Source organism: Colwellia polaris (genome assembly GCF_002104515.1).
Lineage (GTDB): Bacteria > Pseudomonadota > Gammaproteobacteria > Enterobacterales > Alteromonadaceae > Cognaticolwellia > Cognaticolwellia polaris.
Window position 1 is genome coordinate 54,338 of sequence record NZ_NBOE01000018.1, and the last position, 12,727, is coordinate 67,064.

Here is a 12,727-nt window from a genome sequence, read left to right on the forward strand (position 1 = left end):
GTTAATTTAATAACTAGGGCTTTTTATTTATAGGGTATTTACGGTTTTAAAACTGGGCTTTACGGTATGCTTCACAAGCTTCTTCGTCTTCACATTCACCATATAGGTATAAACTATGGTTAGTGAGCTTAATTTTATGCAACTTAGCAACATCTTCTTGTCGCTGTTCAATAACGTCATCTTCAAACTCAACAACTTTACCGCATTTAAGGCAAACAAGATGATCATGATGTTTCTTATGGCTAAGCTCGAATACTGACTTACCACCTTCAAAATGATGACGAGTTACTATACCGGCATCATCAAATTGGTTTAATACGCGGTAAACCGTTGCTAAGCCAATTTCTTCGTTTTGCTCAAGCAAAATTTTATATACGTCTTCTGCGCTTATGTGTTGATTATTTGGGTTTTGTAAAATAGCCAAAATTTTAATGCGCGGCAGAGTAATTTTGAGTCCGGCTCTTTTTAGTTCTTCATTTTGTTCAGGCATTAATTTTTATCTCTACATCGGCGTTCAATTTAGGGAAAATTATAGGGTGTTATGAGTTTGGTTTAAAGAGCTAGTTGTAAATGATTAACTCTTTTACTGGTTTTATTGAGCTGAAACGTCATAATGCCCGTCAGAATTGAACAGTCTAGCATAATAAACCATACGGTTTATATGGGTAATAAAATTTATAAAGGGTTTTCAAGGTAGTTATATGTTTAAAAAAGCTTGGCAAATGAAATTATTATTAAATCTTTGGCCGCCATTTCTATTTACAGGTATTCGTGTTTTAGACGTTTCAGAAGATTTTCGTAAAGCCAAAGTGCGTTTAAAGCTTAGTATGTTTAACCAAAATGCTGTTGGTGTGCATTTTGGCGGCTCGTTATATGCGATGACAGATCCCTTTTGTATGTTATTGGTTATGTCGCGCTTAGGAAAAGATTATGTTGTGTGGGATAAGTCTGCCGATATTGACTACATTAAGCCTGGTAAGGGTACCGTTACCGCAGAATTTCTGATTACCGATGCTTTTATTGATGATATTTTGGCTAACACAGCGCAAGGTGAAAAGTATCTACCTCAAATTCCGGTTTATGTTAAAGATGAGCAAGGCGAAGTTGTGGCTAAGCTTAACCGAACCATTTATATTCGACGTAAAAAATAGCGACGATGTGTTTTATTTTTCCTGCCACCTTATGCTAATAAATTTAATTGTATAATCAATAAGTACAGACTAATCGTTAAAATACCTTCTACATAATAACGCCAATATCGATTGGGTATTGGCTGTTCAACTTTTGAAGCTTATTTGATTTACTTCAGATAAAAAATTTCCCCGCTAAATAGATGAAATATAGTTTTTTAGGCTTTACACTAGATTTATCATTTCACCTTTTTTGATGTGACACTTGCGACTATTTAATTTAATTGTTTTGAAAATTTTCATGTTAGCGTCAGGCTTATTGCTTGTGAACCCTACGTGGGCCAATGAAAAAGTGGTACTTCAATTGAAGTGGCTGCACCAGTTTCAGTTTGCAGGCTATTATGCTGCTAAAGAAAAAGGTTATTACGCTGAAGCAGGTTTTGACGTAACAATTAAAGAAAGAAATTCTAGCGTAACACCCGTTGAAGCCGTATTAAATAACCAAGCCGACTTTGGTATAGTAGGCTCAAGTATTATCCTTGACCGCATGAAAGGTCTTCCTGTTGTTGCCTTAGCTGCTGTTTTTCAGCATAGTCCTCTGGTACTTATAACCCTCGCAGATAGCGGTATTATTGGACCATACGAACTCAAGGGTAAGCGAGTTATGTATAGTAAGGGAGCTGATGACGCGACCTTTTTCGCTATGTTTCATCAATTGGGCATCAATGAATCCGACTTTGAACACGTTGCCCCTAGCTTTGATGCAGGCTCCTTAATACGAGGAGAGACCGATGCCATTGCCTCTTATTTAACAAACCAGCCTTATTACTATAAAGAAAAGGGTTACGATATTCATATCATTAACCCGATTAATTTTGGTGTCGATTTTTATGACGACATCCTGTTTACCAGTGAAAAGTCGGTGCGTGACAATCCTGAGCGAACGCTTAAGTTTCTTGAAGCAAGTATGAAAGGATGGCGTTACGCACTTGAGAACAAAGACGAGGTTATTGGTTGGTTAGACAGTAAATACCCGTCAGAAATATCACACAATTACTTGCAATTTGAAGCTGAAGAAACCGAGAAAATGATTTTGCCCAATATGGTCGATATTGGACACATGAGTAGCGAGCGCTTTCACCGCATAGCTGATATATATAAGCAACAAGGTCTGGTCGATGAAGATGCAAGTTATAGCGGTGTCACTTTAGGTGAGTATTTGTACACGCAAGACGCATTGCCTTTTTGGGCTAAGTTTGTATTTGCTGTTGCGGGAGGAAGTTTATTACTGACGATATTTTTGGTCGGTATAAATCGCCGCCTTAAGGCAATGGTAGATAATAGAGCAATAGAACTGAGTGAAGCACAAGCTAATTTGGCACGATATGTCGATATTGTTGATCGCTATGTAATCTCTTCTCAGACCGATCTCAATGGTATTATTATTGATGCTTCTACGGCGTTTTGCGAAGTATCTGGATACAGCAAAAATGAACTCATTGGACAATCACACAGTATTGTTAAACACGCTGATACTCTTCAGTCGACCTATCAAGACTTATGGAGCACTATTAAGCAAGGCAATGCGTGGGCAGGCGAGCTAAAAAACCAAGCAAAAGATGGCTCATTTTACTGGCTTGATGCAAGAATAGACCCGATCAGAAGTAAAACGGGTGACATCTATGGTTATATTTCGATTCGACAAAATATTACTGATAAAAAACAAGTTGAACAATTGTCAATTACAGACTCGTTGACTGGGCTTAATAATCGTATGTATCTTGATAACGTATTATCAGATGAATTTCGAAGGATGAGCCGTTATACCTTAGATTTATCGATAATTTTATGTGATATAGATTTCTTCAAAATGATTAATGACAATTATGGGCATTTGATTGGTGATCAGGTGTTAATTTCGATAAGTAAAATATTACGTCTTTACTGTCGCGACGTTGATGTGATTGGCCGGTGGGGTGGTGAAGAGTTTCTTATTATTTGCCGAGAAACTAATGTTGAGGGGGCTATGATTGCAGCAGAAAAATTAAGAGCCATAATATCTGATCATGTGTTTCCTCGTGTTGGTCATAAAACGGCAAGTTTTGGGGTAACTTTAGCCGTGCCTGACGAAGCTGTAGAGGATGCATTGCAACGAGCAGATCAAGCACTATACCGAGCTAAAGAGCTTGGCAGAAATAGGGTAGAGTGCCAACTCAAAGGTATAGAAAATAAGCCTGCCTAGCATTTTCATCAAATAAAATAGTGAATTTTTATAAAGTCGACTTCAGCTGATTATTTTAATCAGCTGAAGTCGACTAATAGTTAATACGCACGGTAATCTTGCAATGTAATTGTTGTATCGTGCAGGCTGTCTTGATTTACTTGAATAATGCCGCGTTTAGGGCGGTCTAAATCAATAATGATAAACACCACTAGTACGATTAATGTGAACAATAAAATCGTGGGAAATGCTGGGCGCTTTTTTCCTAAACCACTGTTATAACCCAACATACCGCCAACAGTGACAAATACACCGAATAACAAAAACAACACCGGCTCAGGTACATGCAACCTCAACATTGAAGTACGTTTGTTTTCTATTTGTATCATTGCTGATAACGACTGATAAAAGCCATTGGCGATTAAAAGTGATTTTGGATTAACCAATTCTTTTTGCGCTAATTCAATCAGGTTGGATTGTGATTGACTCACTTTCTTATTAATGGCATTTCTTTGCTCAGGGTTTGACAAGTCTATTTGGCTTAAGGAAATACGTAGTGTTAAGTATATTTCTAACTCATTAAAAACCGCGTTTCTAATTTCAACAGGCAATAGTTTTGCTTGCATAGCCACTCTGTTTATTGCACCTGCTTCTTCTATAACGGCACTGCTACGTGCATCATACCTTTGCAACGACATATTAAATGTAAAGCCTAACAATAAGGCGAGTAGACCAATAATACCCGTTTGAATCGCCGTTGATTGAGCTTTCATCTCAACGTTTTCAACATCTTTATTGTTTCGGCCTAATGTGTAGGCGATTTGATTAATAATTAACATTAAAATGAACAAAGTAATGATAATTATTAAGCTATTTTTGTCGTACATAAGTTCTTGGCTCACTAATAAGGTCTCGATGCTAGGTAAATAATTAAGCTAAAGCGGTTTTAGGATAACAATATCTCAGAAGGTGTTTATACCAAATTACTGAATGTTAGTTAATTCGCCTTATTTATAATTTTATTAAGCCCTAGCAGTTGAAAGTAAAATGCCGCAATCGGTTTTTACTGACAAAAAAGCCAGCGGGAAGCTGGCTTTATTAACGGCGAGTGTTTTGCTTAAAATTAATCTTCTAATTCAGCTAAACACAGTTCGTCATAAATTTGTTTAACCCAAGCATCAACTCGTGCTTCTGTTAATTCTGGTTGGCGGTCTTCATCGATACATAAGCCGATGAAAGTGTTTTCGTCTGTTAATGCTTTAGAAGCTTCAAATTCGTAACCTTCAGTTGACCAGTTACCAACAACGATTGCACCTTTAGACTCAACGATATCGCGCAGAGGTTCCATCGCATCACAGAAATATTCAGCATAATCTTCTTGATCACCTAAACCAAAAATAGCCACTAACTTGTCAGTGAAATCAATTTCTTCTAAATCGGGTAAAAAATCATCCCAGTCACATTGGTTTTCACCGTAGTACCATGTAGGAATACCTAAGATTAATAAATCGAACTCAGCGATTTCTTCTTTAGTACTTTTGGCGATATCTTTAACATCGACAAGTTTCTTACCCAATTTTTTTTGGATCATTTTGCCTACGGCTTCTGTGTTACCTGTATCACTGCCAAAAAATAAACCTACAATTGCCATCAATCTAACCTTTTAATATCTAACTAAACTTTAATATCGTTGGTATCAAGCGATTGAACTAATAGTATTTCTATTAATTCACTTCGACTAACACCCTTATCTTTCGCTAAAGCGTCTAAACGTTCAAATACATCTTGATGTAACTTAAACTCTACTCGCTTTAAACCATTGTTTTTATCGCGCTTGACTTGATTACGTTTGTTTATTTTGACTTGCACACTGCGCGAGTGTGGGTTCGTTTTAGGACGCCCCGGACGCTTCTCATCGCTAAATAAATCAATGGTTGTTAAATCTGCTACTTCTTTTGCCATTTTATTATTTACTTATCCAACGCCTTGGCTTTCCCAAACAAACTGAATGATACCTTTTGCGATAAATCCGGCACATCCTAAAAATAATACAAAATAAACTACTAACTTGCCCATTTTAGGGACATCATTTTTTTTCATTACATCATGGATAGTTAACCCAATGAAAATAAAGATAAAAGCATAAAATAAATTCAGCCCTATGGCTTCAACTAATTCAAAGTTTTTTGCTATCATAATCAACCCTAGAATTTTCAGGCGGCACTATAGCATATCAGTGCTTTTAAGCACATTAAAAATGTACGATATCAATTAACTTGCTAAAAAATTTTCTACGCTTCGGTTAAAAGCAATTGTTTTTTCGGCATGCAACCAATGTCCAGCACCTTGAATAACGCGAGCACGACTTTTGGGAAATAAGCGTACAATTTCACTGCGATGTTCGGGTAATATATAGTTAGAGTTTGCGCCTTTTATGAACAAGGTTGCGCCTTGATAGCTATTACTACCTTGGTAGGTTTTCATTATTTCAGGATAATTGTTTGCAATATTTTCGACGTTACACCTAAATGTTAGTTGTCCATTCTCACTTTTTAAATTACTGAGTAAAAATTGTCGAACACCAAGTTCTTCTACATATTTTGCAAGCTGGGTGTCGGCATCTTTTCGTAGTTTTATCGTTGAAAAGTCGAGCGACTTTAAGCCGGCTATTATTTTATTATGATGTGGTGGGTATTCAACAGGGGCGATGTCAGCAACAATTAACTTCTCAACTAACTCAGGCGAAGTTAACGCGAGTTCCATGGCAATTTTCCCTCCCATTGAATGACCTAAAATAACGGCACTTTTTATGTCAAGGTGTTGCATAAGCTCAACAATGTCTTGAGCCATGGTAGGGTAGTCCATCACGTTATCGTGAAATGAATCGCCATGATTTCGAACATCTACGCTGGTTACACGGTAATTTTCTGCTAAAGGTTTAGCCACCATTGCTAGGTTTTCTAAACGGCCAAACAAGCCATGAATTAGAATAATGTCTTTACCGCTACCGGATTGTTGAAAGTTTAAAAACTTGGCCATTATTTTCTCTAGTTTATGATGTTTAATAGCAGGAATTGTCGTTGTTTTAAGATGTTGATGCAACGTAAAAGCAAGCTTAATGTGCTATTTAACCTAAACTTTGGATAAGCAGCATTTGCTTAATGTTCCCTTTTAAGCCATTAAGCACTCATTCTCCAGAGTTCAGGTGATTTATTGCGCTGAAATTAACCATAAATGAGCGATAGCGTTTTAATTGCACTGAATTTTAGGTATTAAGCGACTTACATTATGAAAAAATAATGTCATCATTTGCAGATCCACACTAGAGACTTCTTATCAACGTAAGTATAATCTTGCCGCGATCGATAATAATTATCCTAGGGTCATCAATGAAAAACATCGAAATAGATGAAGAGCTTTATCAGCACATTGCCTCAAATACACAGTTTATTGGCGAAAGTGCTTCGTCGATATTACGTCGTCTTATGCAATTACCAAGTGAGAATGATGCTGCAAGCCTTATTGCAGTTGCAAGCGATACTATCGAAAAAAACGAAAACGAAAATAAAAATAGAAATGAAGATGAGGTTGCTCCCACTCAAGCAGCTAAGCTTAAGCTCGATATTAATGGTTCAGTATTTAACTACATTAATAGAGAAGAGTTGGCTATGCAGCGCGGCGCCGTTGGTCGATTTTTATTAATTTTAGCTGCTTTGTACCGTGTTCATAATCAACAATTCTCTACAGTTTGTAATATAAGAGGTCGTGATAGATTATATTTTGCTGCCAGTGAGACTGAGCTTTCAGAAAGTGGCAGCAGTACTAAACCACGTCAAATCCCTGATAGTCCATACTGGGTGATCACGAACTCAAACACCACACGTAAGAAAATGATGCTGACCGAAGTTAGTCGAGCATTAGGTTATGATGAACAAGATATAGAGAAAATCCGCGATTTACTCTAATGTTGTAATTATATTTTTAATATATGTTCACCTTGAATGACAAATCTTATTTAAGCGCATATATGAGTACAAGGAGTTGACATGACAGTTCATCAGCATGCAGGAAAACCCGTAAGACCTGAAGACCGTATTAATATTGGTCGTTTAGTCAGTGATTATTTTTTACGTTCACCCGACGTTACAATAGCTGAGCAAAAAGTTACCTTTGGCACCTCCGGGCACCGTGGTAATGCAAGCAAGTTAAGCTTTAATCAACAGCACATAGAAGCTATTTGTCAGGCAGTGGCAGAGTATAGAAATGCACAAGGATTTAAAGGGCCACTTTATTTAGGTAAAGACACCCACGCTTTATCTGAGCCAGCATTTGCTTCAGCTATTTCAGTATTAATTGCCAACAATGTTCCTGTGGTTATTCAAAGCGATGAAGGCTTTACGCCAACACCTGTTATTTCCCGTCTTATTATTGTGCATAATAAAACGCACGAATCTCAAGCCGATGGTTTAATCATAACGCCTTCTCATAATCCACCAACCGATGGTGGCATTAAATATAATCCACCTCATGGCGGCCCAGCAGAAGGCGAAATAACCAAAGTTATCGAGCAACGTGCGAATGAAATTATCAGTAATAAACTGGTCGATGTTAAGCGCTTAAACTTCTCTCAAGCAATGCAATCTGCGCTATTGGGGCGTGAAGACTTTATCAACTTTTATGTTGAACAACTTAGCCAAGTTGTTGATATGGAAGCGATAGCCAAAGCCGGTGTTCACATTGGTGTTGATCCGCTAGGTGGTTCTGGTATTCATTACTGGCCCGTTATAGCAAAGAAATATGGCTTGAATTTAGCTGTGGTTAACCCCGTAGTCGATGCTAGTTTCGCGTTTATGCCCTTAGATAAAGACGGCAAAATACGCATGGATTGTTCATCGCCTTACGCTATGTCTGGCTTAATCGCTTTAAAAGACAAGTTTGATATTGCCGTAGGTAATGACCCGGATTTTGACCGCCATGGTATTGTGACTAAAACCGGCGGCTTAATGAATCCGAACCATTACTTAGCCGTAGCTATTCATTATTTAATGACTCATAGAGATTGGTCTAAAACCTGTAAAATAGGTAAAACACTAGTTTCAAGTTCATTAATCGACCGTGTTGCTAATCTTATTGACCGACCACTTTCTGAAGTGCCTGTTGGCTTTAAGTGGTTTGTTGATGGTTTACATAACTCAAGTTATGCCTTTGGCGGTGAAGAAAGCGCTGGCGCAACGTTTCTGGCAAAAGATGGTAGCTGTTGGACAACCGACAAAGACGGTTTTGTTATGACGTTACTCGCCGCTGAAATGTTAGCTGTTACAGGCAAAGACCCGTATCAATTGTATCAAGCATTAGCTGAGCAACTAGGTGAACCTTGTTATGGCCGTGTTGAAGCTGTAGCTAACTTACAGCAAAAGCAGGTGCTTACTTCACTCACTGCCGATGCTATTACCTCTGATGTATTAGCAGGCGAAAAAATTAGCCAAATATTGTCACATGCGCCAGGTAATAACGCGGCAATTGGTGGCATTAAAGTTTGCACTGAAAATGGCTGGTTTGCCGCTCGTCCGTCAGGCACTGAAGATATTTATAAAATATATGCAGAAAGTTTTATTGACGAGGAACATTTACAGCTAATTATTAGTGATGCACAAAAGCTTGTAAGTGCCGCTTTTGTTGCAGCAGGTTTATAGGGTAGAGCTATAAATTCAGGCTATAAGTTTAAAGCTATCAATTAAAGCTATAAGTTTAAAGCTATCAGCTGTCAGTAAAACATGAGAAAGGTGCTTGTAGCACCTTTTTTGCATCTCAAGTGTTGGCTTTTTAGTCATAACAGCATTAAGGTATTTCATGTTACGAGCAGATGCGGAAAATTATGAGTAACGGCACTTAATCTACACCTAGCACGATTGATGGTGGAGCATTATTTTCAGCCCACAACTTTTCAAATTTTTTAGTTTCAAGATCTGTTTTTTGTAAGCATTTTGAGAATTTTTGGGTTGTTTTTGGACGCTTGCACTCTTTATTTGGTCGATAGTAGTCAAGCCACGCTTGTTGCTTCTTCCCAGTAAATAATCCTTTTACATTAACTTTACTGATTGTAGAGCTATATTTCTTATATTTGATTGGCTTTTTATTTTGGCTAAGTTTTGCTTTATCACTGTCAGAATAACGTCTAGTTTTTGAATGTTGATTTTTATTCCCTTTTCGGCATTCTTGATATTCACTATGTTTACTATGCTCTTTATCTCTTAGCCTTTGTGTACTTTGATGTCTCAATTGGGTTTGTACGTTTTTTAATGCGTTCCACTCCATTTGGCATTTTGAACCGGCTATTGATAGATTACTGAAGATGAAAAAGAATATTATTATTATTAACTTAGACATTGGCATCTATATTTCCTTATAGAGATTTATAAAGCATATAATATACATAAGCTCCATTATTTTATGTTGTTTTTATTTCATAAATATCGTCAAACAGTAGTTTACCTATTTAATGTAATGGCGATCTGCAATCTACTTACCGATTAAATGATGAATGTTAAATACTGAATTGAAAGTATATAAAAACCTGCTGTTGATTAGTTTACAATAGAATAATTCTTAAGAAAATAATACCAAATGGGCCTTACATTAACATGTATAAAAGAAAACAAGACGCTAAGCCGCAAGTTATTTCTTATGAGCGAGTAAAGTCTTATATGCTTTGGATGATTGAGCGCTATGGTGATTATTCCGCTAAAACTATGTTACAAAAAGCCAACCTATTGTTTAAAGACGATAAGCAATTTAATGAGCCTGCGCTTGAGTACCTAATTGAGCGAGATATTATTAATGATCTCCGTTATGCAAAGCGATTAACCGCGAGCTTATCGGAAAAAAACATCGGCGCGAATAAGATCAAAGAAAAGCTTTACTCAAAAGGCTTTTCCTCACAAACAATTGCTGAATGTGTTGGCGAACTTGAAACAACAGACGAAGAGTATTTTGAGAAAGCGCTAATACTAAAAATAAGAAAATTTGGCGCAGAGCCTATTGAAGATTTAAAGCTTAAACAAAAAGCATTACGGCATCTAGTAGCTAAAGGCTTTGCATATAATATTGCTAATAAAGCAGTAAGTTATTCACCTGAAGAGGACTAGGGTTTTATGTGCAGTGACTATAAAGTTTTATACTTAACAAAAAAGAATCACCCTTTACAATAAACTATTATACTTTCGAGCTGCTATTTCTCGTCAGAAATAGGTAGCCACAGCGTTATAAGCAGAATACGTTTTAGTTGTTTTCGATCAAGGACTGACCTAAATTAGTCTTCAAAATTAGGCAAGTTTAAGTCAACAAATAGCCAGAAACTGGCGTAGTATAACTCGATTAATATTTCTGTTTGAGCACATTGCTGATATTTCAACGAACCTGGCTCCGCAGTTTATGTTTAATTTTTATTGTAAAAGCCAACAAAATTATCAACTAAAAAGTATTGATGTAAAAACACATTGATGTAAAAAGTATGGCAAGGAAGCTAGCAGGAAACCTTACAGCGAGAATGACTTTGAATATATCATCACCTTCAATGAACCAGAGTAAATAGTTTATATATATTGTTAACCTGTAAGTGGCTCATAGTTTTCTTGGTATCACATGACCCACTGAAATACTGTTTTTTCAGAAGAGTTTACTTAAAACGGCTCTAATCCTTTTATCCACATCGGCTCTTTAATATGAATGATAAAAAGAGAGCTCATATATTTATCCTTATTCATTTTGTTACGCTACAAATTGAGCTGTATATTTATACAGTTTAGTGTTGTTTCCTGCTTTCATCCAATAAAAAGGAAATATTCTCGTTTATGTCTTTAACATAACGAAATGTTTTATTAGTAACTTATTGTAGATAATGAATAAATCAGGTATGTTTTGATTATCTTAAAATATGAAAGAAGGATTTTTTCCTTGTTTAAACAAGGATTTTTTCCTCATAATAAGCTGTTAGTTGACAAATCATGATCGAGTTTATTCAAACCATTAGTGAACAAGAAATAAAATTCATTGCTAACTTGGATTATAAACAAGAAGCTGAAAAGCACGCTGTAGCTTTAAAGAAAGTCATATTTGAACAATGTTGTGAAACAACAGAAGAACAATATTGGTTTCCTCTTGAAGTTATAGAACTAGGTGCAAACAGCATGCAAAAAGGACATGAAAAAGAATTTGTTATATGTACTTTATTAGCATGTATAAATAGCCCTGATTCAGCTGAGTTTAGGTTTGAAGCTAATACTAAAAACTATGACTTGTTGCCAGAGTCACAAAGAAACCTTATTCTTGAAACGTATTTATCAATTGGCAACTAACAAGCCAATTAAGCGGGACTAAAAACAGTTTGCTTAGTTTCGCTGCGCTACACATTTTAGCAAACAATTTTTAGCCCCTTATTGGGGCGTTATATTTTTATTAGAGTTCTGTGCATATTTCAAATATCAATAAAAGGTGATTCATATGGATGTAAATTTACTAGGTATCTTTGTTACTGTTGCAATAGCACATTTTCTTGCTTTGTTAAGCCCTGGACCTGACTTTGTGCTTGTTGTAAAAAGTGCAATTAAAAACGAAGGTAAAAACGCTATTGGTGTTGCATTAGGCATTGCATCAGCTAACGCGGTGTATATCGGTTTATGTTTAATTGGCGTAGGTTCTATTTTAGCTGCTTCTGTTCCTGTAATGATTGCATTAAAAATTATCGGTGGGTTATTTCTTATTTATCTAGCGATACAAGCCTTACGCGCCCGTAAAAGTTCATATAATAATTTAGATATTATAGAATCTAAAAATAACGACTATAGTAAATCGACTTTTTTAAAGGAGTTTGTTACTGGATTCATGTCTGGGATATTAAATCCCAAGAATTTATTGTTTTACCTTAGTCTTTTTACTGTGGTGCTTACCCCAGAAGTAGGCTTTGCTTTTAAGTTAGGCTTAGGGGTTTGGATGACCGTTATTGTATTCTTATGGGATTTATCTATTATTTTCTTGCTTTCAACCCGTACAGTGCGCAGCAAGTTTACTAAAGCAGCTTATTACGTTGATAAGATTACGGGTGCATTGCTAGGTTTTATTGGTTTTGCCATTGTAAAATCAGCATTGGTGAAGCAGTAAAAATATAACAAGTAATTAAACAAGGACAAAAAACAGTTGGCTTTTGCTCCTTCGTCGCTTATTTTAGCCAACATATTTTTTGCCTGTTAATTAGGCGTTGGTATGACTCCCCACGTCAAGTTAAACCGCAAAATATCCTGCTTTTTTTCGAGCCATAATTTTTTCTCTTTTTAAGTTGAGTGAGTTAACGCATAGAATGAAGCAAGTAATTTCGTCGGTT

At 36.4% G+C, this 12,727-nt stretch carries 14 protein-coding genes; 7 read left to right on the plus strand and 7 right to left on the minus strand.

Annotated features, from left to right (window positions below):
* Positions 1-46: 46 nt before the first annotated feature.
* The gene (gene fur / locus B6A32_RS18630; RefSeq protein WP_085306429.1) at positions 47-490 is read right to left on the minus strand and encodes a ferric iron uptake transcriptional regulator; all 444 of its coding nucleotides are present in this window, start codon (positions 488-490) and stop codon (positions 47-49) included.
* Positions 491-701: 211 nt separating this feature from the next.
* Here fur and B6A32_RS18635 point away from each other — a divergent pair, with 211 nt between their 5' ends.
* Both B6A32_RS18635 and B6A32_RS18640 read left to right on the plus strand, forming a co-directional pair.
* On the plus strand, positions 702-1,151 hold the full coding sequence (locus B6A32_RS18635; protein ID WP_085306430.1) for a DUF4442 domain-containing protein: 450 nt from the start codon (positions 702-704) through the stop codon (positions 1,149-1,151).
* A gap of 304 nt (positions 1,152-1,455) precedes the next feature.
* Entirely contained in the window at positions 1,456-3,372 is a 1,917-nt protein-coding gene (locus B6A32_RS18640; protein ID WP_158088520.1) for an ABC transporter substrate-binding protein, read from the plus strand.
* Between the two features lie 80 nt (positions 3,373-3,452).
* Here B6A32_RS18640 and B6A32_RS18645 read toward each other — a convergent pair whose 3' ends face one another.
* The 5 genes from B6A32_RS18645 to B6A32_RS18665 all read right to left on the minus strand — a co-directional run bounded on the left by B6A32_RS18645 (position 3,453) and on the right by B6A32_RS18665 (position 6,390).
* The gene (locus B6A32_RS18645) at positions 3,453-4,253 is read right to left on the minus strand and encodes a bestrophin-like domain (RefSeq protein WP_143327930.1); all 801 of its coding nucleotides are present in this window, start codon (positions 4,251-4,253) and stop codon (positions 3,453-3,455) included.
* 221 nt (positions 4,254-4,474) lie between these two features.
* Positions 4,475-5,002, minus strand: a complete 528-nt coding sequence (gene fldA / locus B6A32_RS18650; RefSeq protein WP_085306433.1) for a flavodoxin FldA — start codon at positions 5,000-5,002, stop codon at positions 4,475-4,477.
* A 23-nt stretch (positions 5,003-5,025) separates the two neighbouring features.
* Positions 5,026-5,313, minus strand: a complete 288-nt coding sequence (gene ybfE / locus B6A32_RS18655; protein WP_085306434.1) for a LexA regulated protein — start codon at positions 5,311-5,313, stop codon at positions 5,026-5,028.
* Positions 5,314-5,325: 12 nt separating this feature from the next.
* Positions 5,326-5,547 (minus strand): DUF2788 domain-containing protein, encoded by a 222-nt coding sequence (locus B6A32_RS18660; RefSeq protein ID WP_085306435.1) that lies wholly within the window; start codon positions 5,545-5,547, stop codon positions 5,326-5,328.
* A gap of 75 nt (positions 5,548-5,622) precedes the next feature.
* Positions 5,623-6,390, minus strand: a complete 768-nt coding sequence (locus B6A32_RS18665) for an alpha/beta fold hydrolase (protein ID WP_085306436.1) — start codon at positions 6,388-6,390, stop codon at positions 5,623-5,625.
* Between the two features lie 350 nt (positions 6,391-6,740).
* On the opposite strand from B6A32_RS18665, the gene seqA reads away from it, so the two are divergent.
* Both seqA and pgm read left to right on the plus strand, forming a co-directional pair.
* Positions 6,741-7,316: a replication initiation negative regulator SeqA gene (gene seqA, locus B6A32_RS18670; RefSeq protein ID WP_085306437.1), complete on the plus strand. Its 576-nt coding sequence runs from the start codon at positions 6,741-6,743 to the stop codon at positions 7,314-7,316.
* A gap of 81 nt (positions 7,317-7,397) precedes the next feature.
* The gene (pgm, locus tag B6A32_RS18675) at positions 7,398-9,044 is read left to right on the plus strand and encodes a phosphoglucomutase (alpha-D-glucose-1,6-bisphosphate-dependent) (protein WP_085306438.1); all 1,647 of its coding nucleotides are present in this window, start codon (positions 7,398-7,400) and stop codon (positions 9,042-9,044) included.
* A 196-nt stretch (positions 9,045-9,240) separates the two neighbouring features.
* Here pgm and B6A32_RS18680 read toward each other — a convergent pair whose 3' ends face one another.
* Entirely contained in the window at positions 9,241-9,738 is a 498-nt protein-coding gene (locus B6A32_RS18680; RefSeq protein WP_143327931.1) for a hypothetical protein, read from the minus strand.
* A gap of 254 nt (positions 9,739-9,992) precedes the next feature.
* Between B6A32_RS18680 and B6A32_RS18685 the strand changes: the two genes are divergently transcribed.
* From B6A32_RS18685 to B6A32_RS18695, 3 genes are all read left to right on the plus strand, one after another.
* Entirely contained in the window at positions 9,993-10,496 is a 504-nt protein-coding gene (locus tag B6A32_RS18685; RefSeq protein ID WP_085306440.1) for a regulatory protein RecX, read from the plus strand.
* Positions 10,497-11,354: 858 nt separating this feature from the next.
* Positions 11,355-11,705, plus strand: a complete 351-nt coding sequence (locus B6A32_RS18690; protein ID WP_085306441.1) for a hypothetical protein — start codon at positions 11,355-11,357, stop codon at positions 11,703-11,705.
* A 145-nt stretch (positions 11,706-11,850) separates the two neighbouring features.
* Positions 11,851-12,507, plus strand: coding sequence for a LysE family translocator (locus B6A32_RS18695; protein ID WP_085306442.1), 657 nt, complete (start codon positions 11,851-11,853; stop codon positions 12,505-12,507).
* Positions 12,508-12,727: the final 220 nt, after the last annotated feature.

Bases quoted from the DNA above. Each gene is read 5' to 3' on its own strand.
- fur (WP_085306429.1), bottom strand. From the start codon at position 490: ATGCCTGAACAAAATGAAGAACTAAAAAGAGCCGGACTCAAAATTACT.
- B6A32_RS18635 (WP_085306430.1), top strand. From the start codon at position 702: ATGTTTAAAAAAGCTTGGCAAATGAAATTATTATTAAATCTTTGGCCG.
- fldA (WP_085306433.1), bottom strand. From the start codon at position 5,002: ATGGCAATTGTAGGTTTATTTTTTGGCAGTGATACAGGTAACACAGAA.
- ybfE (WP_085306434.1), bottom strand. From the start codon at position 5,313: ATGGCAAAAGAAGTAGCAGATTTAACAACCATTGATTTATTTAGCGAT.
- B6A32_RS18660 (WP_085306435.1), bottom strand. From the start codon at position 5,547: ATGATAGCAAAAAACTTTGAATTAGTTGAAGCCATAGGGCTGAATTTA.
- B6A32_RS18665 (WP_085306436.1), bottom strand. From the start codon at position 6,390: ATGGCCAAGTTTTTAAACTTTCAACAATCCGGTAGCGGTAAAGACATT.
- seqA (WP_085306437.1), top strand. From the start codon at position 6,741: ATGAAAAACATCGAAATAGATGAAGAGCTTTATCAGCACATTGCCTCA.
- pgm (WP_085306438.1), top strand. From the start codon at position 7,398: ATGACAGTTCATCAGCATGCAGGAAAACCCGTAAGACCTGAAGACCGT.
- B6A32_RS18680 (WP_143327931.1), bottom strand. From the start codon at position 9,738: ATGTCTAAGTTAATAATAATAATATTCTTTTTCATCTTCAGTAATCTA.
- B6A32_RS18685 (WP_085306440.1), top strand. From the start codon at position 9,993: ATGTATAAAAGAAAACAAGACGCTAAGCCGCAAGTTATTTCTTATGAG.
- B6A32_RS18690 (WP_085306441.1), top strand. From the start codon at position 11,355: ATGATCGAGTTTATTCAAACCATTAGTGAACAAGAAATAAAATTCATT.
- B6A32_RS18695 (WP_085306442.1), top strand. From the start codon at position 11,851: ATGGATGTAAATTTACTAGGTATCTTTGTTACTGTTGCAATAGCACAT.